Here is a 22,500-nt window from a genome sequence, read left to right as displayed (position 1 = left end):
CTGTTTTCTTCATCATAGACACCAATAACCACAAATCCTGCTTTTTTTGCAGTTTCCGCTGCGTGAAGCGCATCCTCAAATACAAGTGTCTCATTCGGTTCTGCCTGCATAGATTCTGCTGCCTTCAGGTAGATCAACGGTTCATCTTTTCCTGCACCTGTTTCTGTACAGGTGTAAATCTGCTCAAAATAATCCAGAATCCCGTTTCTCGCAAGTGCTGCTTCTGTCAGTTCCCGGTTTCCAGATGTTGCAACTGTCATCTGTATATTTCTCTCTTTAAACCATTCCAGAGTTTTCTTCACTCCTGGTTTCAACGGTGCTTCAAACCGGTAAAAATCACTTACAATTTTCAGAACCTCTTCTATAATCTGTGAAATGGACTTATCCAACTGATATTTTTCTTTCATCCAGGCGGCTCCCTGCTCCAGACTCATGGTGTGCAGAGCAGCCCGGAGATTTTTCTCCGCTGTGATATTCTGACTCGTAAGATAACGTTCTCCAATATCCTCCCACACAGACATAGAATCCAGCAGCGTTCCATCTACATCAAAAATCGCTGCCTTCATCAGTCTTCCATCATATGAATCGCATCTACTGTATTATTGTACTGCTCTTCCACTTTTACCAGAAGTTCTTCACAGCCTTCAGTATCTCTTCCTCTGAGCTTCTCTGTAATATCAAAGCTTGCCTTATACAGATTATCAAATCCAAGGTTCTGGCATACACCTTTTAAGGTATGAGCTGCACGAAAAGCCTCTTCCCCATTTTTCTGTGCCAGATTATCCTTCAGACTCCGGAAACTTCCATCATCCAGAAATTTCTTTGCAAATTTCTTAATAAGAACCTCACTTCTCAGTCTTCCAAGTACACCTTCATAATCTGCACCCATCTGTTCATAACATTCTTTTACTGTCATATTTTTCTCCTCTTTATCCCCATCTGCACTGTTAAACCTGCGTTTTTGCAATGATATTATTATATCACGCCATATAGCTGTTCTCAAGTGCTCTTTCACAAAAGCACCTTGGAATCTTTGTTACTGTTCACATACCACTATCCCGCGAGGTGTTTTGGCATGAATATGCCAAAATCCCGAGACATACAAGCCAAAATTCCATTGCCGCAGGCAATCTGGAATGAATTTTGGCTACGTTACTGTGAACGGAGTGAACAGTAACGAATCTTTTCCAAAATATAATCAACCCGCCGCAGTGTGATCCTGCCCGGAGAGCTTTATTATGCTATAAGAATATTATGGAATGGTTTCCCATAACATAATAAAGCACTTTCACATGTAATTCTCTCACATATGAAAGTGCTGATATCAGGCAGATGAAATCATCCGCATCACTACACACTATCACAGATTTTATATCCGGATATCATATAATTTTATTTTCTGCCGGTATTATCTGAAAAATCCCTGATTCTCAAAGTACTGGATAAATGGATTCTCACTTTCCTCTGTATCATCGGAGTCCATACTATCCTCACTGTCTGTATCTTCGTCTACATCTTCATCAGCATCTTTTGAGGATTTCTTAGAATCCTTTTTAGATTTCTTACTGTCTTTATCGTTATCATCACTGTCATCAGCATCTGTATTCTCATCCAGAGTTACTTTAACAGTCTCTTCTTTATAACTTGTTCCATGAGGAACCTGCACAGTCAGCTCTACCTCTTCATCTGGTTCATAATAGGAAAGATATTCGATCAGCTGATTATTACTTGAAACAGTTTTTCCATTAAATTCAGTAATAACGCTGTTTTCTTTCAGACCTGCTTTATCAGCAGCTCCACCTTCTGTTACTTTTTTTACAAAAACTCCTGCTGGAATGCCATACATCTGCACTGCCTCAGAACTTACAGAAGAACCTTTGATTCCAAGTACACCATGTTCAGAATCATCCAGTTTATCTCTTGATGTCTCATTCATCAGATTCTGAAGAATGTCAGTCACGTCTGAGATTGCAATTGCATAACCCATACCTTCTACTTCAGTAGAAGCAAGTTTTGCAGAGTTGATACCAACAACCTCGCCTTCCATATTCAGAAGAGCACCGCCACTGTTACCAGGGTTGATAGCCGCATCTGTCTGGATCAGGTTTACACCGTCACTGCTGTCATCACTTCCATCTGTTACTGTGTTATTGTCAGAATCCATTCTGCGGTTCTTGGCACTTACGATACCGGTTGTAACAGACTGTCCATATCCAAGAGCATTACCGATTGCAACTACCTGCTCGCCCACCTTCAGATCATCAGAACTGCCAATATTCGCAATTGAAACGGCGTCCATTGTATCATCTTCAACATCATCCAGAGATACAGATACAACTGCAAGATCTCTCTCTTCATCAAATCCCTTTACGGATGCCTCCACTGCATTTCCATCTGTAAATGCAACTGACAATGTATCCGCACCTTCTACTACATGATAATTTGTAGCAATCAGAAGTTCATCATCATTCTTACCAACAATAATACCGGAACCACTGCCCTCTACTTCCTGTTCCTGCTGCTGTGGCGCATATCCATACATTCCATACATTCCAAAGTAATTCTGTACCTCCTGAACTGACTTGGTTGTAATAGATACAATAGATGGAAGTGCTTCTGATACGATTTCAGACACATCAAGGCTTCCTTTTGCTGTGCTGCCTGTATCTTTGCCGGTATCTGATTTGGAATCACTGGCATCTGAATCCTTCTTCTCGGATTTTGCATATGTCAGGGTTGTCTCGTCCTTATTTGAAGCAGCTTCTACCGTTGTGGCTCCGCTCCATCCTGCAAGTTTATTTACTCCCTCAAAGCTTCCTGCTGCCAGTCCTCCTGCAAGTACTGCACATAAGCTGAATGTAAGACCTTTCTTTGCAATCTTTCTGATTTTATCATTTCTGTTATCTTTGTTCATCATAATAAAGTCCCTCCATGAATCTATGTCATTTATCTATGTCATTTATTTATCTCTGTTTCCTTTTGATGCTTCTAAGTATAGGAATGATTTGTGTTCTTTGTGTGGGAAAAATGTGTTTAATTTGTGACAATTTTATACATTTCCAATATGACAGCAATTTTTAAAATCAGTCCTGTCTGTCAGTTACATCACTTTCGATACATGGAGGAAATTTTTCCGGTACTATATCCCGGAACCAGTGATTTCCAGTTTCCAACCTGACTTTTTAGTACCTTTTCTGTATATTTCAGGGAATTGGAACTATCCATATTTTTAAAGACATTATACGCTGTTTTCTTTTTCCCATTGGCATCCTTCAATCCCATTGCCAATCCCTGAGCCACCTCATGGGCTTCATCTTTATAGCTTCTTATAATAAATGCATCAATCATTGGATTGCAGGCAGCCTTATAATAGGCCAGTGCAATTGCTGCTGCCTGATTTGCCTGTCCTCCATAAGTGGAAGAAAATCCCTGTTCCGAAAGAATGATCCTTGTATTGGAACCAAATCTATTTTTCACATAATCTGTAAGTGTCTGAATATTACGCATAGTGATAAACGTGGTGGTGTTCGCATCACTGGTAAACATGGATGCATTTGCACCTGACCAGAACTGTGAATCTGAAAGCGGCTGATTATATGCATGATATGCCAGATTCCAGTTCACATCTTTCTGCATATCAGAAATCTTCGCCGCAAAGCTTTCCAGAGTTGATCTTGCACTATAGCAGATAGTAAAGGCATTTTTCTGATTCCAGCAATTATCCAGACAGATAAATACTTTGGAACTTCCCCGGCTGCTTTTCACTGCATTGTAAAGGCAGCGAAAAGCTTCACTGTACATGGAGATAAATTTTGAAAAACTGACATTCCCTACATAATAATATCCGCTTGCACTGTTTACTTCATTTCCCAGGATCCAGTTACTTATATAACAGTTATTTTTTCCAAACTTCTCTCCCAGATATGCAAACATTGCTTCCATAGTCTGTCTAGTTGTGCTGTTATCTGTGTTCCATCCATAATAAGCTGTTTCTGCATAAGGACTGTTTCCCGTAATAAAGCTCTGCGTACTGGCATTCCTGTCAATACTGATCTGTGCAGTCACCTGGATTCCCTTTGCATTACATTGCTGAACAAGATATACATATCCGTACAGACCATTAAAATGATATGTTTTCCCATTATATTTATATGTTTCCACACCACTGTCTTTTCGCATCAGGTCTGAAATATATAAGTTAAAAAATACTGTTTTGGATTTTGTATCTGTCAGCTCATTGATATCTGTAGCCTGAATTCCTTTTTTTGTCCCCGGAACAAAATATGCTGCTGTATTTGTACTGAGTTTCTCCGGATTGCTGACATAGCTTTTCGGACTGATCACACTATACGCAGATTTAGATTTTTTTATCCCTATGGCAAATTTTCCCTGTGCATATTCCGGATGTCCGGAAATGTTCAGCTTAAATGTGATCTTCCTTTTTGCCTTCTCCGGCTTCTTTACTTTACCCACCGTTTTTTTCACTTTACCGGAATTAGAATCTACATACACCAGATAGTAATAACCATCCGAACTTTTCACATAATTTGAAACAGTTGCGGATACAGTGATGGTATTCGCCTTTGTTCCTTTTACATAATCCAGTGATGCAGCTTTCACCGAAGGACTGATTTCCTTTGTCCATTTTGCATATAAAGTAAGGGAACCTTCTGAACCCTTTTCAATCACGCTTATCTGATTTTTATACTTACTGTCTGTATACCATCCCACAAAATGATATCCGGAACGCGTCGGCTTTTTAAATTTAATCTCATCTTCTGAAGTATAAGTTTTGGGATTAGCAGTATTATTTTTTCCTTTATTAAGTTTATATGTGATTTTATATTCGGATGCTTTCTCCCAGATTGCATACAGGGTTATTGCTGTTGTATCTCCTGCTGCAATAGCCTTATCTGTAGATATATCTGGACTTGTTCCATCATTTTCTGTGTCTGATATCTGCATTTCTGCCTTATCAGTTTTTTCTTCCCATGATGCGCTGTCCGTCTGTGCCACATCATTTTCTTCCTGCATCACATCTTTTTCTGGTTTTATTTCTTCTCCGACTTCTGTCCTCTCACTGGTTTCCTGAGCCTGCTTTGCCATATCTGCTGTTTCAAGAAGTTTCTTAATAGAATCTCCCGGTTTATAAGTTTCACCGGTTCCATCTTCTTTCGTATTCCACTCTTTAAAAATGTAACCTATCTTTCCCTTCAGTGCTTCCGGTACTTTAGCAGTATCCGCATCTGCATAGGGTATCACATATGTTTTTTCCAGTTTACCATCACTGTAAAGCAGAATGTTATAACCTTCCGCACTCTGTCCAGCATTTACTGAATCTTCTGTCTCCGACTGTTCCGGTTCCTGATCTTTTAACTCTCCTGTTCCAAACTCATCTCCACTGTTATTCTCATCAGATATTTTATTTCCTGACTCACTTCCTGTCTCATATCCGGCACCATCTTCAAAAACATCTGCTGCTGATTCAACACTTCCTGCCGAAAACTCTGAAGCCCACAATGTCTGCGGTATACAGGACGGAACTGTCATAGATACCGCCAGTCCCATTGCTATAAACTTTTTCCATCTTTTCATATTCGTCTTCCTTTCTCTTTTTACATTTTACGAAATTGTTGTAACTATCCAGCATTCCATTTTCTTCATTTTCCTCCTGTCTTACAGTATAACATTTGAAAAATCCACAGACAACAAAAGACTGTCAAAATCAGGACACTAATATGTGATTTTCCTGATTTTAACAGTCTTTTATAAAATTTCCAAATTACCTGTAACCACCCGGCAGTTTAACCGAATCAAGTAAGTCCCCTGCGGAGGTTGCGACAAGCAATAAGCAGTGGGTGGGGACTTGCTTGTATCAGGAGGAGTGCAAGCTCCTTCTGATAAACTGCGAAGCAGTTATTCGGTGTAGAGCTGCGTAGCGAAGCGGATGATTTTATCCGCTTGACTTTTGAAAATATGGAACCGTCACGATTATTTTACAGTTCCTATCTTATTTAACGGCCAGTAACGAACTGCTACTTCTGCCTCTATTGCATCTTCCTCTACAAACGGATTTTGCCAGTATCTGGAATCCATACTGTGGTTTCTGTTATCTCCTAACATGAAATAACATCCCTCCGGAACTGTATACGGTCCAAAGCTTCCTTCCGGTGTTTCCGGACAAAAGCTGTCATCCAGCGGTTCTTCGGAATCATTGATATACACTTTTCCATCTACAATGTTTACTGTTTCTCCCGGAAGACCAATTACTCGTTTTACAAAAAGCTGAGATGGATCATCCGGATATTTAAATATTACAATATCAAATCTCTCCGGATCATCTTTTATATATGCCAGACGATTTCCAAATACTCTGTCACCAGTCATAATTGTTTCTTCCATAGAACCTGACGGCACTCGTGCATTAATATATACAAAGTGTCCCAACAGAAACGCTATAACAAAGACTGCAATGATAATCTTTGCATAGTCCCACAACTCCCTCCACATAGACCTGCTTTTGTCTGACTGTTCTGTCTGGTTTTTTTCCTCATTTTCCATTTTTCGTCATACCTCCAGAAATTTATATCACAGCATCATTTGATGATATCAGGGGCAAAATACTTTTAAACCTAACCTCATTTACTGTTATCAGAATAATAACTATTTCGCAAATAACGCATTAAACATAGTTTATCACATCTGATAGTTATTCACCACTTAATTTTTTATAAAATTTTGTCACCATTTGATTCTTGGTTACTGTTCACTCCGTTCTCAGCAACACGCTTCGCGATGCAGGAAATATGAACCTCCTTGTGCAATGCCCAAGGAGTATCGTTTGCTTCGCAAACTTAATTTATGCTAATCGCATAAATTCGTGCGGTATGTCTTGAGTTTTCTGTGACCTTCGCTCACAAAAAACACCTCGCGGGATATTACCAGTGAACAGATTCTTGGACAATCTTGTCGGCACATTATGTTTCACGTGAAACAAACATATTGTATTCCTGTAGTAATTCCACAATTTAACCGAATCAAGTAAGTCCCCTGAGGAGGTTGCGAAAAGCAATAAGCAATGGGTGAGGACTTTCTTGTATCAGGAGAAGTGTAAACTCCTTCTGATAAACTGCGAAACAGTTATTCGGTTATGAACAAGCAGCGAAGCGGATGATTTTATCAGCTTGACCCGAGTCAAACAAATCTACTGCAGCACAATTATTCTATGTAGAGCTGCGTAGCAAAATGGATGATTTTATCCGTTTAACCAAAAGTTTTTATAATATCAGGAAATGGGTACTATGTTTCACGTGAAACATAGTACCCATTTCTCACTGACAGATTATATTTCCTGCTGGTAATATTCCAGAAAATCTCTGATTTTGCCGGCTGCTTCTTTTAATACTTCTATTCTTGGTAAATAAACCACTCTGAAGTGATCCGGCTGATGCCAGTTAAATCCACCGCCATGTACAAGCAGAATCTTCTTCTCTTTTAATAAATCTAATGCAAATTTCTCATCATTTACGATATTAAATTTCTTTGTATCGATCTTAGGGAACATATAAAATGCAGCTTTCGGTTTCACAGCGGTAATTCCCGGAATATCTGTCAGCGCATTATAAATAAATTCTCTCTGCTCATAAATACGTCCACCAGGAACAATATAACTCTCCACACTCTGATGTCCGCCCAATGCAGTCTGAACAATTGACTGCGCCGGTACATTAGAACAAAGTCTCATATTAGAAAGCATCTTGATTCCTTCTATATAATCTTTTGCAACTGCCTTATTGCCACTGAGAATCATCCATCCGATTCTAAAGCCCGCGATCATATGTGATTTGGATAAACCGCTGAATGTTACACAGAATAAATCCGGAGCCATTGAAGCAATGGAAATATGTTCTGCTCCGTCCATTACAAGACGGTCATAGATTTCATCAGAGAAAATGATCAGATGATGTTCTCTGGCAATATCTACTATCTGTTGTAATACCTCTCTCGGATACAACGCACCAGTCGGGTTATTCGGATTTATAATAACGATTGCTTTTGTTCTGCTGGTAATTTTCTTTCTGATATCATCCATATCCGGATACCATTCTGCCTGCTCATCACAAATATAATGTACTGCTTTTCCACCAGCTAAAGTTGCACATGCAGTCCACAACGGATAATCCGGAGATGGAATCAAAATCTCATCTCCATTATCCAACAGAGCTGACATACAGAGATTAATCAGTTCACTGACACCGTTTCCTGTATAAATATCCTCAATTGATACATTAGGGAGCTTTTTCAACTGTGCATACTGCATGATTGCTTTTCTGGCAGAAAACAAACCTTTTGCAGGAGAATATCCCTCACACTCTGTCAGCTGCTGTCTCATATCATAAATCACTTCGTCCGGTGTTCTGAATCCAAATGGTGCCGGATTTCCGATATTCAGTTTCAAAACCTGAGTTCCTGCGTTTTCCATACGTGCAGCTTCTTCTACAACCGGTCCTCTTACATCATATAATACGTTATTTAATTTAGATGATTTTTTAAATTCACGAACCTGTACTTCCTCAACTGTCTCCCTGGTATTTTCTTTCATATTATTATAATTGTAATCAAATTTCATATTTTCCATTTGAATTCCTGCCTCATTTGTCTCTTTCTTTAAAGTGTCTACAGATACATCGGTTCCTTTCAGCCATTCAGTTTCTACTCCTAATGTTGTCGCCAGAAAATTAAGAATTTCTGATCTGGGAGTTGTTTTTCCACTCAGATACTGGCTCACATGACTCTTTCCAAGTTTCACGCCCTTCTCTGCCGCCTTTTTTACAAGGTCGATCTGCTTCATATTCTTCTGTTCCATTGCTTTTTTTAATCGTTCAGCAAATATATTATTCATAAATACTATCTCCGTTCTCTGTAAAAAACAAATTACACTGTTATAATCAATGGTTATTGTTATATTTCTTAATTCTTTCGCATATATGTTATAGAAAGAACAGATATATTATATTGTTTATACGGGAATCAAAATACATTCAGACATACAAACATTAATTAAGTTCAAATATATTTCTTTCAGCATCATGCACGAATATATGTTCTGTTCATTTTTAAATCCCGCATTTTATCAGCTTTTTCAAGTTTTTTTCTTTGCTATTATACTATAATTGAACTAATAATTCAACGGTAAATTTTATTATTTTCAATTTCATCAGTGAAGTTCAACTTTTAGTTCATTTTATAGTTCATTATTAATTGAACTACATTGAACATGTTAATTGTTTTTGTTACATCGGTTCAATTAGTTTAATTTATATTTTGAACTATACATTGAACCAGAATTTAACTTTTCTTATTTCAGTTCAATATATGTTCAATTTAAGTTTTGATGTTTTTGAAATTCCTTTTATTTATGCGGCTTTCTTGTCATTTCGCAGATTCTATTTATTCAATTTCAAGTTCAAAAAGCACATGTTTTCGTCGGAAATCAGACTCACACTGGACAATTCTGTCTGAGAAACTTTTTCTATGCAATCAAATTTACAGGCTTTTCCACGCCTTTTCTTTCCTTATTATCCCGTCAGATGATTTATTATGTGATATGAAACATATCATAGTGTCGTGCTCTGACAAAAAATAAGTCCACTGCTTACTCCTTTTATAAATAATGCAGTGGACTTATCCGTTAATTTTATTCTTTTGTTATTCTGTAGTTTCGTTGATCATCTGTACAATTTATATCGCATTGATTTTATTGTACGTTTTATTTCTCTGGATTTACAATTTTACCAGCAATTGCACACGCTGCTGCTGTTTTTGGTGATGCAAGGTAAATCTCTACCTTAGATGTTCCCATTCGACCAAGGAAATTTCTGTTATTTGTAGCTACTACACGTTCACCGTCGGTAAGGATACCTCCTGCACGTCCACAGCATAATCCACATCCGGGATGTGTGATCATTGCACCTGCTTCTGCCAGAGTATCCATAATTCCCTCTGCAATTGCCTGACAGTATATTTTACGACTTGCAGGAGTTACAATCAATTTAACGTAATCTGCTACCTTTTTGCCCTTTAACACCTCTGCTGCAGCTCTGAGATCCTCCAGACGGCCATTTGTACAGGAACCGATAAATACCTGATCTATTTCTGTTCCTTCAAGTTCACTTACATTTTTAATCTTATCTACCTGAGACGGACATGCCATAACCGGTACAAAATCCTCTGCGCGATAAGTGATTGTTTTCATATAGGTTGCATCTTCATCTCCTGTAAGGCTCTTCTGGAACTCATTCAACTCTATGTCACAATATTCTGCAGTTTTTTCATCCGGTGTAAACAGCGCACATTTTGCACCTGCCTCAATCGCCATATTTGCCATAGTCATACGGCTTGCTACTGTCATATTCTTTACTGTACTGCCAGTAAATTCAAGTGCTCTGTATGTAGCTCCATCAGCTCCCAGATCACCGATCAGACGCAGGATGATATCTTTGGACATAACATTTTCCGGAAGTTCTCCCTCGATCACAACTTTAATTGTCTCAGGAACTTTGATCCACATAGTTCCTGTTCCCAGAATACTTGCCATCTCTGTATATCCGATACCTGAGGAGAAAGCACCTACACATCCGTAGGTAGTGGTATGGCTGTCTGTACCAAATACAATATTTCCCGGTTTTACATAACCTGCCTCTGTCATTAACTGGTGGCAGATTCCATCACTTCTGTGAACATTTTTCATGCCATATTTCCTGGCAAAAGCATCTCCCGCATGGAAATGTCTGGTATCATCTAATTGACTTGCAGGAACCAAATGGTCATATATGAGTACTGCTTTATCTGGATCCCAGAGCTTCGTAAAGCCCATTTCTTCAAACTTTTCTGCTACAAATGGAATAAATATATCATGAATCATAACCCTGTCTACATTGACCGTTACAATGTCTCCAGGCTTTACTGTTTTTCCAACATTGTTTCTTATAATTTTCTCAATAACTGTCTCGCCCATTTTCCTCTCCTTTCCAAATCAATCCAGCCCATTCAGTTTACGCATGGCTTTTACAAGTCCGCCAGCCTGAATAATGCTCATCAGATTTTCCGGAAGAGAAGCAATCGGGTACTGTTTTCCATTGTAATCTACATGTTCATTCATTACCACAGTGATTTCATCACCTTCTTTGATATCATCATGAAGATCTGGCTGCTCGATCAGTAACAGACCATTATTAATAGAATTTCTGAAGAAAATTCTCGCAAAAGATTTGGCAATTACACACTGAATTCCCAGTGCTTTGATAATTTCCGGTGCCTGTTCTCTGGAAGAACCACATCCAAAGTTCTTTCCTGCAACAATAATGTCGCCTTTCTGAATCTGTCCTGCCAGTTCCGGACGCAGAGGACTGAATCCGTACTGTTTCATATCGTCGATTGTTTTCAGTGCGAGATATTCTGTTGGAATAATAATATCTGTATCAATGTCATCATCCAGAACCCACACTTTTCCTGTGAATTTTTCCATAATCTTACCTCTTATCTTCTATCTTCACTTGTAACTGTTCAGTACTTTCACAGTCACAAGTTAAAATTCATTCAAATGAATTGTGAATATCCGCTTTGCTACGCGACTCTATACCATACCGAATAACTACTCCGCAGTTTATCAGGATGAGCTTGCTCTCCTCCTGATACAAACAAATCTCCACCTGCTGTCTATTGCTTTTCGCAACCTTCGCAGGAAATTTACTTGATTCGGTTAAATGTTTCACGTGAAACATTTATAATTAGCATCACACCTCACTTGCCAGCGCAATCTTTCCTGTAATGGCAGATGCTGTAACAGTAGCTGCTGATCCCAGATATACTTTGGAACTTGGGTGTCCTGCACGACCTTTGAAATTACGTGTTCCTGTACTGATCAGAACTTCGTTCTCACCGATCACACCCTGACAGCTTCCCCAGCATACACTGCAGTTCGGATTCATAACAATGGCTCCAGCCTCCATAAACGTGTCAATAAGCCCCTCTTTTAATGCCTGACGGTAAATAGTCTGGCTTGCAGGCACAACGAGGAATCTGACGCCCTCAGCAACCTTCTTGCCCTTGATGATTTCTGCACCGACACGCAGATCTTCAATACGTCCGTTGTTACAGGATCCCAGAAATGCTTCATTGATTTCAATTCCGCAGGCTTCTTCTGCAGGCACAACATTGTCTACAAAATCAGGTTTCGCAACTACAGGACGGACTTTTGATAAATCAAATGTATATTCTCTCGCGTAAACTGCATCCGGATCACTGTGATATACAGCCTTTGGCTCACGTCCATGTTCTTTCAGATATTCAATAGCTTTCTCATCTGCTTCAAAGATACCTGTCTTTGCACCGGCTTCTACTGCCATGTTGCAAAGTGCCATACGATCGCTGATACTGAGTGTTTTCGCACCCTCGCCTGTAAATTCCATTGCCTGATAGTTACATCCATTTGCTCCGATTTCCCCAATGATTGTAAGAATCAGATCTCTTGCGTAAACTCCTTCCGGAAGTTTACCTGTCAGATTAAATTTTACGCTCTCAGGAACCAGTACCCATGAAGTACCTGTTACCATACCATAAAGGAAATCTGTACATCCTACGCCTGTTCCAAATGCGCCTAATGCACCGTATGAACAGGTATGGCTGTCTGCACCAAAGATCAGTTCACCCGGACGGACATAATTCTCGATCATAACCTGGTGGCAGACACCTTTTCCTTCCCAGAAATCAATGTTATGTTCTTTTGCAAAATCTCGCATCTTCTTCTGAGATGCTGCTGTTTTCGGGCTGTCAGATGGTACATTATGATCCACGATAAACACCAGCTTACTTGTATCTGCAATGTGCGGATTTTTCAATTTATTGTTATACATATCAACCGTAAGATGTGTGGTTCCATCATTACTCATGAGACGATCGAGTTTAACTGTATGGATATCTCCCGGTTTTACGCTGTCAACACCTGCTGCCGCAGCAATAATCTTTTCTGCAATTGTCATTCCCATTTTACTTCTCCTCCTTGTTCAGAGATGCGATCAGACCACCCTGATTCAAAATATTCTGCATATATTCCGGAAGCTTTGTACAGGAATATGTTTTTCCGTTAGCTTCAACTGTTCCCTCTGACATATGAAGAACCATCTTATCTCCGGTATTTACTTCGTCCGGAAGATCTTTGCAGACAATTACCGGCAAACCAATATTAATAGAGTTTCTGTAAAAGATTCGTGCAAAAGATTTTGCTACAACTGCCTGTACTCCCAACGCTTTCAGAACACCAGGCGCCTGCTCTCTGGAAGAACCACATCCAAAGTTTTCTCCACCTACCACGAAATCTCCCGGTTTTACTTTCTTTGAAAAATCCGGATCCAGAGATTCAAATGCATGACCTTTCATCTCATCCAGATTCGGAAGTAACAGATACTGTGATGCTATGATCTGGTCTGTATCCAGGTCATTATGAAATTTAAAAATTGTTCCTGTTTCCATAAAAACTGTTTCCTTTCTGTATCATTTTATCTTTTTACAATTTATCACTTGTCTCTCTTTAACGATTTAGTCAGATAAATTCTTTTCCTATTTTAGCACAAAAGACAGGAGATTGAAAACGCCTGTTTTCAATATTCCTGTCTTTTTTTACAATCGTTATTACATTAACTCTTTTAAAACAGAATGTCCAATTGTTCCCTCAGGCATTGGCACTCCAAAATTCTCCGCCACAGAAGCACCGATCACAGCAAAAGTATCTTCGTCTTTTATCGCACCGCCATTTTTCATTCTCTTTGAGTAAGCAATGAATGGTACATATTCTCTTGTATGGTCAGTTCCTGTATAAGTTGGATCATTTCCATGATCTGCAGTGAGAATAAGCAGATCATTCTCTCTCATTTCTTCTAACAACACACCCAGATTTTTGTCAAATTTCTCAATCTCTTTTCCGTAACCTTCCACATTTCTTCTGTGTCCCCATAATGCATCAAAATCTACAAGATTAACAAAACATAACCCTCTGAAATCTCTCTTGCATATTTCAATTGTCTGCTCCATTCCATGTACAGAGCTGTCTGAATGATGAGTTTCTGTAATGCCTTCTCCGCAAAAAATATCATGAATCTTTCCAACACCGATCACATCAAATCCATGATCTTTCAACACGTTTAACGTGGTAAGTCCGGTGGGTTTCAATGCATAATCATGACGGTTACTGGTACGTTTAAATTCACCTTTTTTCTTACCAATGTACGGTCTTGCAATAACTCTGCCAACTCTCCATTCATCCTTCATGGTAATTTCTCTTGCAATTTCACAGCAGCGGTACAGATTCTGAAGATCAAAAGTTTCTTCATTTCCGCAAATCTGAAGAACAGAATCAGCTGAAGTATAAACAATCATTGCACCCGTCTGAATCTCCTCTTCACCCAGTTCCTCAATAATCTCCGTTCCGCTTGCGCTCTTGTTTCCTATCACTCTTTTTCCGCATCTTTTCTCCAGTTCTGCGATCAATTCCGGCGGGAACCCTGTTTCTGTAAAGGTTTTAAATGGTTTTTCTGTTTTGATTCCCATCATCTCCCAGTGTCCGGTCATGGTATCTTTTCCATTGCTAGCTTCACCCAGATGCGTATATCGCCCTTTGGGATTCTCAACACCCGCCATTTTTCCTGCCGGATGAAGATTCAGCATTCCCAGTTTTCTAAGATTTGGAATCTCCAGAGAACCCATTTTCTCAAGAATATGTCCAAAAGTATCCACCCCGATGTCACCAAATTTTGCTGAATCCGGCATTGCCCCGATTCCCAGAGAATCAAGTACAATTACAAAAATTCTGTCGTAATTTTTCATTTATGTTTACTCCTTCTCTTACATTTTATTAATCGCTGACCTTTTCCTGTTCCCTTTTATTCGTCATTCACTTTTTTTACTTTTCGCAATTAAAAATTACTTGCAATGATGGGCGTTTACCTTATATTTCTCGGGAATTTATCAGATTTCGTAGTCCAAATCCCAGCGGTAGCAAATCCTTCAGTGTGTAGATATCATAATGCTCTTTATCTATTGCCAGAATAATCCGAAATGTCTCCGGATCACAGAACTCCATCATTACCTGACGGCAGACACCACAGGGAGCTGTATACTCTGTCAAAATCCCATCTTTTCCACCCACAATACAAATTGTGTCAAACTCCCTGACGCCTTCGCTCACTGCTTTGAAAATTGCAGTTCGTTCTGCACAGTTCGTAGGTGTATATGCCGCATTTTCAATGTTACACCCTGTATAAATCTGTCCGTTTTTTGTAAGTAATGATGCACCAACCTTAAAATTTGAATAGGGTGTATAAGAAAATTTGAGTTGTTCCATTGCAGTCTCAATCAGTTTGCTGATCATTGATTTTTCCAGATTCTGCATTCTCTGTCACCTCCGTCCTTACAGAACTTGTCCCTGATCTTCTTTAATCATTCTGCGGATTGCCTCTACAGCTACCCGGATTGCCATGTCTGTGTCATGTACAACCGGATTCTCAAGACCCAGCTTCTCTCTCTCCTGATTTGCCAATACCAACAGACAGGAACCCATCCTCGCCCTGAGTTTACCGGCTACGATGAAAAGTGCCGCGGATTCCATTTCAGAAGCAAGACATCCCATTCGTTTCCAGGCTTCCCATTTATTGATCAACTCATAACCTGCCGGCATTGCTTCCGGCTCATGCTGTCCATAGAAAGAATCTTTAGACTGTACCACACCTGTATGATATATAAATCCTTTCTCCTTCGCAGCTTCAACAAGAGCATTGGTCACATCCAGATTTGCCACTGCCGGATATTCAATTGGCGCATATTCTCTGCTTGTTCCTTCCATACGTACTGCTGCTGTCGCAATTACAATGTCTCCACTTTTTATTTCCGTCTGCATTCCACCACAGGTTCCGATTCTGACAAAAGTATCCGCTCCACAGCGATACAGCTCTTCCATTGCAATGGACGCTGATGGGCCACCAATACCGGTTGACGTTACACTGACCTTCACTCCATCCAGTGTTCCTGTATAAGTGATATATTCCCTGTTGTCTGCGATCAGCACAGGATTATCAAAATACTGTGCAATCTTTACACATCTTTTCGGATCTCCCGGAAGGATCACATAACGGCCCACTTCACCTTTTGCCACTTGAATATGATACTGTCTGTTTACATCTTCTGAGTAATTTTTCATAATCATCCCATCCTTTTCGTTTTCACGTGAAACATCGGTTGCCACTGCTTAACAATCCTCTTAATTAATGCATTTAAGACAGTTCAACAGGATTTCATGTTCTGATGAGCTGAATCAATATACATTATTTACAAGAATTACTATAGTATCTTCCTTTTATTATGATTATAAATCATATACCTGTATGAGAAAAGTTCTTTTTTAGACCTGAATCCAATTTCCGTCCATCTGCAAATATCTTCCTTGTTAATTTACGGTTATAAAAAAACTGAGGTCGTCGCTCCACGATAAGGAACTCTGACCTCAATGGATTTGTGGCTGTTTTATAAGTTAACTCTCGAGAGGTAATTAATTCTCATATTATTAACTACATATCTTGAATAAACCGCATAAATAAGCCATTCTTTTGAATCGAGAGTTAATTTTACAGAAAGTTAAGAAGAGTATTTCCATCCGCATCCTGCTCTATCTTTGGATACAGCGCAACTTCAACTGTATTGGCACCAAGCCCTGCAAGAGCTACCAGTGCACGATAAGCATATTCTGTATTGAAATCTCCGATCGGTTCACCAAAATAGTCCCACTGACCAAGCTTTTTTGAGAATTTCTGGTCCTCTTTGATAAGCTTTAGCTGAATTTCTGTCAGCATTGTCTTCCAGTTTTCTGCAACATCACCGGTAAGAACAGAAGTGTCAAATTCCATACCAGGACCTATATTCACAGCTGCTATTTTTTCAAGCATTTCCTTATCCGCAGCTGCCGGAGAATTCTTTACCATCAACTCATTAGCCTTATTAAAAAATGTGATCGGATCCACATTAGGAGTCACCACAGTCCTGAATTGTGCTTCCGCCCCAAAGCTTTATGGGTGAACCTCACATGACTGAAGTCACATGCTTCCAGACGCTTTAGGCGTCCGACTGAATATCGGCGGATACGCCTGTAACTTAGGTACGCAGTTATGCGCATTTCCCATGCCAGATATGGCAGGTTCCCACATTACAGGTAGTCCGCTGTATATCTGCCTGTATCTATGCTGCTTTTAAACGTTCCATTTCTGAATGGAGTTTCCTCAGATCTGCATAGACGCATGAGGTTCTACGCTTTACAGGAGGGACTTTTGCCTCCAGTAAAGACCTTTCCGTTGCCGGAAGGGGTTTTAAAAGTTCCCTTATAAAATATCTCGCCCCTATATTATAGGATGCTGACAGGTCACAATTATATCGTTTTCCTGTCTGGAAAGTACAGAGGCTGTGATTTTCCCAGTCACGTGTTACCGCCCCGGAACCATCATAAGCCAATCTGCTGGTATTCCATGCGCAGATCCTGGATACCCGCATCCCTTTCCTGTGTGCCTGATGTTCACAACACTTCTGGATATCTCTTTTTCTCCACAGGTGCAGTTTCTGTTTTTTCTTTCCCGATATCTTCCCCTGCATCTCCAGATACTCGAACACGATCACATCTGCATGGTTTTCTTCCGCATATCTTACAATCGCACCTGCAATCTTTTTACCCAGTTCTGTGTTCAGACGTTTCGTATATGCCCATCTTCCCTGTGTCTGCGCAGAGCCATGTTCCCTCTGGGATCTGCGGATCCGTCCCAGTGTGCGGTACATCCGGTCTTTTTCACTGGGATGATCTATGAATCTTCTTCCCAGGACAGTTCCGTCTGCCCGCATGATCGTACAGACTGCATCGGTATTGATCCCTAAGTCCACGCTGCAGATAATCTGTTCTTTCACAGGTGTTTTGGTAAGTGTTACTTCCTCTTTATAGGAAAAACGCAAAAAATACTTCCGGTGTCTCTTTTCCAGAGTCGGGGCAGATGCCTTTTTCCCTGACCAGCATTTTCTCAGATATTCCATATCCGTATGATCCAGACGTACACAGGACCATTTCCAGTCATGACCGTCATAGAGTTTCAGGTATGCTTCGTCTTTCCCTTCCGCGCCTTCACGATACATGACATCACGGTAGAAGACCGGCATGGCGTGATTTTCATATACAAGCTTTGGTTTCCCGCTCTTTCCGTCGGTCTTTTCCCATAGATCCAGCCGTGTTTTATAAGAGGATACTGTCCCCAGTGCATGCTGGATGGCAGATCTGCGCAGATAGGAAGGCATCTTTGGGAACCGGATATCAAAATCAAAACAGGCATGGTTTTTCTTCGTAGTATGTACCAGATGTTCTGCAGCATTAAAACGCCTCTTTGCATCCGGGATTTCTGCTAATTCTTCCCATACCTGCACATAAATCCCAATCAGATAGCTGACAGCAGAACGGTAGATCTCCAGTGTCTGGCGGATTGGGATATTCTGTTTTCGTAATTCTACACCATAACTGGATATTATCTGCATTTTTATTTTTCCCTGATAACTCTTTTCTCAGATTCTGTTGTTTTTTCTACTACCCATGGCTATATTTTAGCACATATAGTGCCAAAAGTAAACATATGTTTTCCTTTGGGTAAAAAATTTGCGCGTCTAACTCATCACTAAGTAACGAGAATGCGACGCGCAATTATTCAATTAAACTTCCTATCGAAAGCACAAGATATTTTCTTGTCTATAAATAATATACCGCATATGAGACGGTTTGTCCATGCGTTTTTGACTGGCAAATTGGTTAATTCAAAGTAGTAATATTATTATTATGGAAATCTGAAAATAATTTTTCAAATACGGACATAACCGGTGGATGGACCTGCACCGACCTTTGCGATATACCCACTCTTAACTAAATCTGTCAGTGTTCTTTCCACGGTAACCTTACTTATGTCAGGGCATAGTTCCATAATTTCCTTCTTCGTTATCTTACCAACCTTATTATCAATCACCGCCTTAATTCTATCCGGCTTGGAAAGATTATGGTACTTCAAATGTTCTACACGGCTTTCAAATTCATTGTATGCTTTCAGCATAATACCTAAATAATACTTAACAAAAGGCTCATAGCTGTTTTCGCCCTCATGCCAGCCAGTAGAACTTGCTTGAAGGGCTTCATAATATGTTTCTTTTGTCTTTTCAATCAGCATTTCCATACTGACATATTTTCCAACGATATATCCCGCCTTATAAAAAAGCAGTAAAGTGAGCAAACGGCTCATCCTACCATTTCCGTCATTGAAAGGATGGATGCACAGAAAGTCCAGAATGAACATAGGAATCAAAACCAGTTTATCAATGCGGTCAGCTTCCCATGCTTCAAGGAAACGAGCGCAAAGTTCGTCTATTGCTTCTGCAGTCTGAAAAGCTGGAACGGGAATAAAACGAGCTTTCTGGTGTCCCTCGGCATCGGTTTCTGCAATTACATTGTCTGAATTCTTATAGGTACCACCGATGTTTCCTTGGGAATAAGAATATAAATCACGATGTAACTGTAAAATAATGTTTGGTCTTGGAGTGATATATTCATAACTTTCGTGAATCGTAGCCAGCACTTCACGGTAGCCGGCAATTTCCTGTTCAGACCGATTACGTGGCTCTGCTTTCTGACTTACCAGTTCTTCCAAACGTTTATCACTTGTAAATATACCTTCAATTCGGTTAGATGCTCCCGTACTTTGAATTAAAGCAACTTCCAGAAGTGTTTTCAGTTCATCTATGTTTGCTTCCAGAAATAATTCCTGTTTACCTTTATGCTCATGAATACTGCCAACCATCTGAACAATTTCAGGTGTCAGCAACTTCGCAGGATTTGTAATATAATCAAAATTTCTCATTGAAATCTCCTTCATTTTGAATTTATCTCCATCATTTTAACGCTAAATGATGGAGATTTCAATAGATTTGATGGAGATAGATTCTCCATATGCACAATAAATATACTCATTGGGATATAGAATTCATTACTTCATCGTCTTCGCCAACGAATTGAGTAATGCCCGCATCTCTGGATTAGCCAATACTTTTGCCAGAAGTTCCGGATCGACTTCATCCAATGCATTCAACGATTCTTTTCTTATACGCTGTGATTCTTTGTTGATGAAGACATATGCACGGTTTTCTTCAATTGCCTCAGGAGAGATATCTACACAATCCCAGGTAAGACCAAGCAGCTCACCAAGTCGCAGGGAACATGAGAAAGATAGATTAATTGCGAGCTTTAATCGTTCATCTTCACAGACACTGAGCGCATACATCAATGTATCCGCTGTCCAGATGTCTCTTTTTTGGGATTTATGTTTTGGTACAGTTGCATGAATGCAGGGATTTTTCTCCATCAATTCCCATTTCACTGCCTGCTCAAAACAGTTTCTAAGCAGCTTATTAATATCTCTGATGGTACTGGCCGATACAAGTTCATTTTTACTTGTTTTATTTAATGGATTGATAACAGCACGCCTCTTCAAAAGACTCTGATAATATCTTTCGATGAATCTGGTATTGATTTCTGACAGCTTTGCATCACCAATGATCGGAAGAATATAGTTGTTGATAAGAGAGACATTTCCTTCATACGTAGAAAGCGCCCAGTTTTCTTTTCCATACAGTGCAACATATTCTGTAATGAGCTCGTCCAGTGTTTTGCATTTGCGGACGACAAATGATCCCATCTCTTTTTTATATTCAATTTCTTTTTTTCTTCTTTTAGCTTCGGCTTTTGTTTCATAGGTTTCCCATTTCTGTTTTCTCTCGCCTTTTTCATTCGTATAAGAATAGATTACATTGAATTTTCCGTTTCGTTCTCTTATTGATGCCATATTATTGCATACTCCTTTCCAAATCTCTTTGCTCCATCCAGTCCTCAAATTCATCCCGACGGATCCTAACTCGACTGCCAACTTTTATTACTGTGAACTTTCCTTTATCCGCCCACTTGTTGATCATGCTTCTGCTGACCTTTGCCAGATAGGAAGCTTCATCAAAAGTAAGATACTTTATATTTCCATTGCTTCCTCGTATTCCGGTCTGTGATAATTTCTTCCGCCGGAAATTAGCCAGGGCAATATTTTGTTCCTGTGCAAGTTCTTCATAATCATTCGATGGATCCAGCATATACCGATCCTGACCTTCCAGGAATTTTTGAAAACTCTCTTTTGTGATCCTTTTCTTTTCTGCAATCACAATGAATTCAAAAAAATGACTATACTTTGGATTATCAAGAATTGTATATACTGCGCTTCTGGTTGTTCCAAGCAGCTGTGCCATCTCAGGCATCGTAATTGTTGCATCTTCCAGAAGAGCGTCTTTTTTTCTGTCTTCCTTTGTTCGATACTGGGACTGGCTTTTATACCAATTCTGAAAAGATTCTTTTGGTATTCGTTTCCAGTAATCGACAATAACAGCTTCCATTTGATTTTTCTTGAGTAAATCATAAACAAGATATTCATCAACACCCAACAGATCCGCGACTTCCTTAACAGAATAGGACCAGGATTTCAATTCTTTCCCGGGTTTTTCTCCGGTAACTTTATGATATTTAATCTGATTGGCGTACCATTTTTCAAAGCTAGCAATGTTGATTCGTATCTTTCCGGCAATCTCTTTTGATTCAAAAACATTTTTATGAACCAGCCAGTATCGATCTGTCTTTTTTAATCCCAACAGCTTTCCCATTTCCGGCACGGTCATCCAGGTTCTCTTTTGCGTTGGACGACGTTTGTAAGGACTGTCCTCTGATATCTTCGAAATGATTTCTGCAACATCATCCATTTCCGGAACTTCTTTTTGTTTCATAATTGCTGTTGCCATTTATTCTTCACTTCCTGTCTTTTTTAGTGTTAGTGTTTTTTCTTATATCATATCTCAAATCCAGATAAAAATTTAGGATGTCGATTGCAGACAAAATCTGCCAGATCAACACCCTGTTTTTTACTGTTCCAAGTTATCGAGCCAGTCATCGAAACTCTTCTTAGAGATGCGATACTTTCCGCCATCCAACTGGATCCACCGGAATTCCTTTTTCTTCAAAAGGTTATAAATAGTAGGTCTGCTGACTCCTAAGATTTCCTGTAACTCTTGAACTGTATAACATCTTTTCTCTGACATTTCTTTATCCTCTTTTCCTTGAAATATGAAAGAAAAATTATCCCTTCATATAACGAAACGCTCAGAGCATGTTTTACAGTGGTCAAAAGCAAATTTTTTTACTTTTTTTCTTGCGAGTTTTTTTAATGCAACTCGTAAGAAACTCGTAACATTAGATTTTTACATTTTTCATGAAATTAAGTAAAGAAAAAGAGCATATGGAATTGAATCCATACACTCTATGATTACTGAAACTTTATTTCATTTTTAATTCAACAA

Annotated in this window: 19 protein-coding genes (1 of these 19 only partly in view); all 19 read right to left on the bottom strand. The window is 39.4% G+C overall.

The window, feature by feature from the left end; genetic code table 11:
* Positions 1-566, bottom strand: partial view of an HAD family hydrolase gene (locus AC075L_RS17910; protein ID WP_243097068.1) — the 5' portion only. Its footprint begins 88 nt before the window's first position; 566 of the gene's 654 nt are visible here — the first part of the coding sequence; it begins with the start codon at positions 564-566; the stop codon falls past the left edge of the window.
* Positions 566-916: an Hpt domain-containing protein gene (locus AC075L_RS17905; protein ID WP_118611236.1), complete on the bottom strand. Its 351-nt coding sequence runs from the start codon at positions 914-916 to the stop codon at positions 566-568. The genes AC075L_RS17910 and AC075L_RS17905 overlap by 1 nt, the downstream gene beginning before the upstream one ends.
* Before the next feature lie 492 nt (positions 917-1,408).
* Positions 1,409-2,917: a trypsin-like peptidase domain-containing protein gene (locus AC075L_RS17900; RefSeq protein WP_182434418.1), complete on the bottom strand. Its 1,509-nt coding sequence runs from the start codon at positions 2,915-2,917 to the stop codon at positions 1,409-1,411.
* 188 nt (positions 2,918-3,105) lie between these two features.
* Positions 3,106-5,595: a DUF5722 domain-containing protein gene (locus AC075L_RS17895; RefSeq protein WP_119243561.1), complete on the bottom strand. Its 2,490-nt coding sequence runs from the start codon at positions 5,593-5,595 to the stop codon at positions 3,106-3,108.
* Between the two features lie 396 nt (positions 5,596-5,991).
* Positions 5,992-6,561, bottom strand: a complete 570-nt coding sequence (lepB, locus tag AC075L_RS17890) for a signal peptidase I (RefSeq protein WP_182437407.1) — start codon at positions 6,559-6,561, stop codon at positions 5,992-5,994.
* A 781-nt stretch (positions 6,562-7,342) separates the two neighbouring features.
* Positions 7,343-8,902 carry an aminotransferase class I/II-fold pyridoxal phosphate-dependent enzyme gene (locus AC075L_RS17885; protein ID WP_119241919.1) on the bottom strand — a complete coding sequence of 520 codons (1,560 nt, stop codon included), beginning with the start codon at positions 8,900-8,902 and terminating at the stop codon, positions 7,343-7,345.
* Positions 8,903-9,769: 867 nt separating this feature from the next.
* Positions 9,770-11,017: a 3-isopropylmalate dehydratase large subunit gene (locus AC075L_RS17880; protein ID WP_055054264.1), complete on the bottom strand. Its 1,248-nt coding sequence runs from the start codon at positions 11,015-11,017 to the stop codon at positions 9,770-9,772.
* An 18-nt stretch (positions 11,018-11,035) separates the two neighbouring features.
* Positions 11,036-11,527: a LeuD/DmdB family oxidoreductase small subunit gene (locus AC075L_RS17875; protein WP_008708261.1), complete on the bottom strand. Its 492-nt coding sequence runs from the start codon at positions 11,525-11,527 to the stop codon at positions 11,036-11,038.
* A gap of 268 nt (positions 11,528-11,795) precedes the next feature.
* A complete protein-coding gene (locus AC075L_RS17870) occupies positions 11,796-13,046 on the bottom strand; it encodes a 3-isopropylmalate dehydratase large subunit (protein ID WP_008708262.1) in 1,251 nt (416 codons plus the stop codon).
* Position 13,047: 1 nt separating this feature from the next.
* On the bottom strand, positions 13,048-13,530 hold the full coding sequence (locus tag AC075L_RS17865; protein ID WP_008708263.1) for a LeuD/DmdB family oxidoreductase small subunit: 483 nt from the start codon (positions 13,528-13,530) through the stop codon (positions 13,048-13,050).
* Positions 13,531-13,689: 159 nt separating this feature from the next.
* Positions 13,690-14,880, bottom strand: coding sequence for a phosphopentomutase (locus AC075L_RS17860; RefSeq protein WP_008708264.1), 1,191 nt, complete (start codon positions 14,878-14,880; stop codon positions 13,690-13,692).
* A 121-nt stretch (positions 14,881-15,001) separates the two neighbouring features.
* Positions 15,002-15,445, bottom strand: a complete 444-nt coding sequence (gene cdd, locus AC075L_RS17855; RefSeq protein WP_008708265.1) for a cytidine deaminase — start codon at positions 15,443-15,445, stop codon at positions 15,002-15,004.
* A gap of 18 nt (positions 15,446-15,463) precedes the next feature.
* Positions 15,464-16,249, bottom strand: a complete 786-nt coding sequence (gene udp, locus AC075L_RS17850) for a uridine phosphorylase (RefSeq protein ID WP_025581079.1) — start codon at positions 16,247-16,249, stop codon at positions 15,464-15,466.
* Positions 16,250-16,673: 424 nt separating this feature from the next.
* On the bottom strand, positions 16,674-17,066 hold the full coding sequence (locus AC075L_RS17845) for a DUF1254 domain-containing protein (RefSeq protein ID WP_055060774.1): 393 nt from the start codon (positions 17,064-17,066) through the stop codon (positions 16,674-16,676).
* Between the two features lie 214 nt (positions 17,067-17,280).
* Positions 17,281-18,609, bottom strand: a complete 1,329-nt coding sequence (locus tag AC075L_RS17840) for an IS200/IS605 family accessory protein TnpB-related protein (protein ID WP_476387985.1) — start codon at positions 18,607-18,609, stop codon at positions 17,281-17,283.
* A 317-nt stretch (positions 18,610-18,926) separates the two neighbouring features.
* Positions 18,927-19,988: a Fic family protein gene (locus tag AC075L_RS17835; protein ID WP_055054271.1), complete on the bottom strand. Its 1,062-nt coding sequence runs from the start codon at positions 19,986-19,988 to the stop codon at positions 18,927-18,929.
* 111 nt (positions 19,989-20,099) lie between these two features.
* Entirely contained in the window at positions 20,100-20,954 is an 855-nt protein-coding gene (locus AC075L_RS17830) for a tyrosine-type recombinase/integrase (RefSeq protein WP_226839779.1), read from the bottom strand.
* Between the two features lies 1 nt (position 20,955).
* Positions 20,956-21,945, bottom strand: a complete 990-nt coding sequence (locus tag AC075L_RS17825; RefSeq protein WP_055054270.1) for a helix-turn-helix domain-containing protein — start codon at positions 21,943-21,945, stop codon at positions 20,956-20,958.
* Between the two features lie 120 nt (positions 21,946-22,065).
* Complete coding sequence (locus tag AC075L_RS17820) at positions 22,066-22,242, bottom strand: helix-turn-helix domain-containing protein (protein WP_003864535.1); 177 nt, start codon at positions 22,240-22,242, stop codon at positions 22,066-22,068.
* Between the last annotated feature and the right edge of the window lie 258 nt (positions 22,243-22,500).

The organism is Blautia sp. ZXY-1-B12 (genome assembly GCF_056339915.1).
Note: the sequence above shows the minus strand (reverse complement) of the source record. Positions and strands in the feature narration are given on the sequence as shown.

Bases quoted from the DNA above. Each gene is read 5' to 3' on its own strand.
- AC075L_RS17840 (WP_476387985.1), bottom strand. From the start codon at position 18,609: ATGCAGATAATATCCAGTTATGGTGTAGAATTACGAAAACAGAATATC.
- AC075L_RS17825 (WP_055054270.1), bottom strand. From the start codon at position 21,945: ATGGCAACAGCAATTATGAAACAAAAAGAAGTTCCGGAAATGGATGAT.
- udp (WP_025581079.1), bottom strand. From the start codon at position 16,249: ATGAAAAATTACTCAGAAGATGTAAACAGACAGTATCATATTCAAGTG.
- cdd (WP_008708265.1), bottom strand. From the start codon at position 15,445: ATGCAGAATCTGGAAAAATCAATGATCAGCAAACTGATTGAGACTGCA.
- AC075L_RS17900 (WP_182434418.1), bottom strand. From the start codon at position 2,917: ATGATGAACAAAGATAACAGAAATGATAAAATCAGAAAGATTGCAAAG.
- AC075L_RS17885 (WP_119241919.1), bottom strand. From the start codon at position 8,902: ATGAATAATATATTTGCTGAACGATTAAAAAAAGCAATGGAACAGAAG.
- AC075L_RS17820 (WP_003864535.1), bottom strand. From the start codon at position 22,242: ATGTCAGAGAAAAGATGTTATACAGTTCAAGAGTTACAGGAAATCTTA.
- AC075L_RS17875 (WP_008708261.1), bottom strand. From the start codon at position 11,527: ATGGAAAAATTCACAGGAAAAGTGTGGGTTCTGGATGATGACATTGAT.
- AC075L_RS17880 (WP_055054264.1), bottom strand. From the start codon at position 11,017: ATGGGCGAGACAGTTATTGAGAAAATTATAAGAAACAATGTTGGAAAA.
- AC075L_RS17895 (WP_119243561.1), bottom strand. From the start codon at position 5,595: ATGAAAAGATGGAAAAAGTTTATAGCAATGGGACTGGCGGTATCTATG.
- AC075L_RS17835 (WP_055054271.1), bottom strand. From the start codon at position 19,988: ATGAAGGAGATTTCAATGAGAAATTTTGATTATATTACAAATCCTGCG.
- lepB (WP_182437407.1), bottom strand. From the start codon at position 6,561: ATGGAAAATGAGGAAAAAAACCAGACAGAACAGTCAGACAAAAGCAGG.
- AC075L_RS17860 (WP_008708264.1), bottom strand. From the start codon at position 14,880: ATGAAAAATTACGACAGAATTTTTGTAATTGTACTTGATTCTCTGGGA.
- AC075L_RS17830 (WP_226839779.1), bottom strand. From the start codon at position 20,954: ATGGCATCAATAAGAGAACGAAACGGAAAATTCAATGTAATCTATTCT.
- AC075L_RS17905 (WP_118611236.1), bottom strand. From the start codon at position 916: ATGACAGTAAAAGAATGTTATGAACAGATGGGTGCAGATTATGAAGGT.
- AC075L_RS17870 (WP_008708262.1), bottom strand. From the start codon at position 13,046: ATGGGAATGACAATTGCAGAAAAGATTATTGCTGCGGCAGCAGGTGTT.
- AC075L_RS17865 (WP_008708263.1), bottom strand. From the start codon at position 13,530: ATGGAAACAGGAACAATTTTTAAATTTCATAATGACCTGGATACAGAC.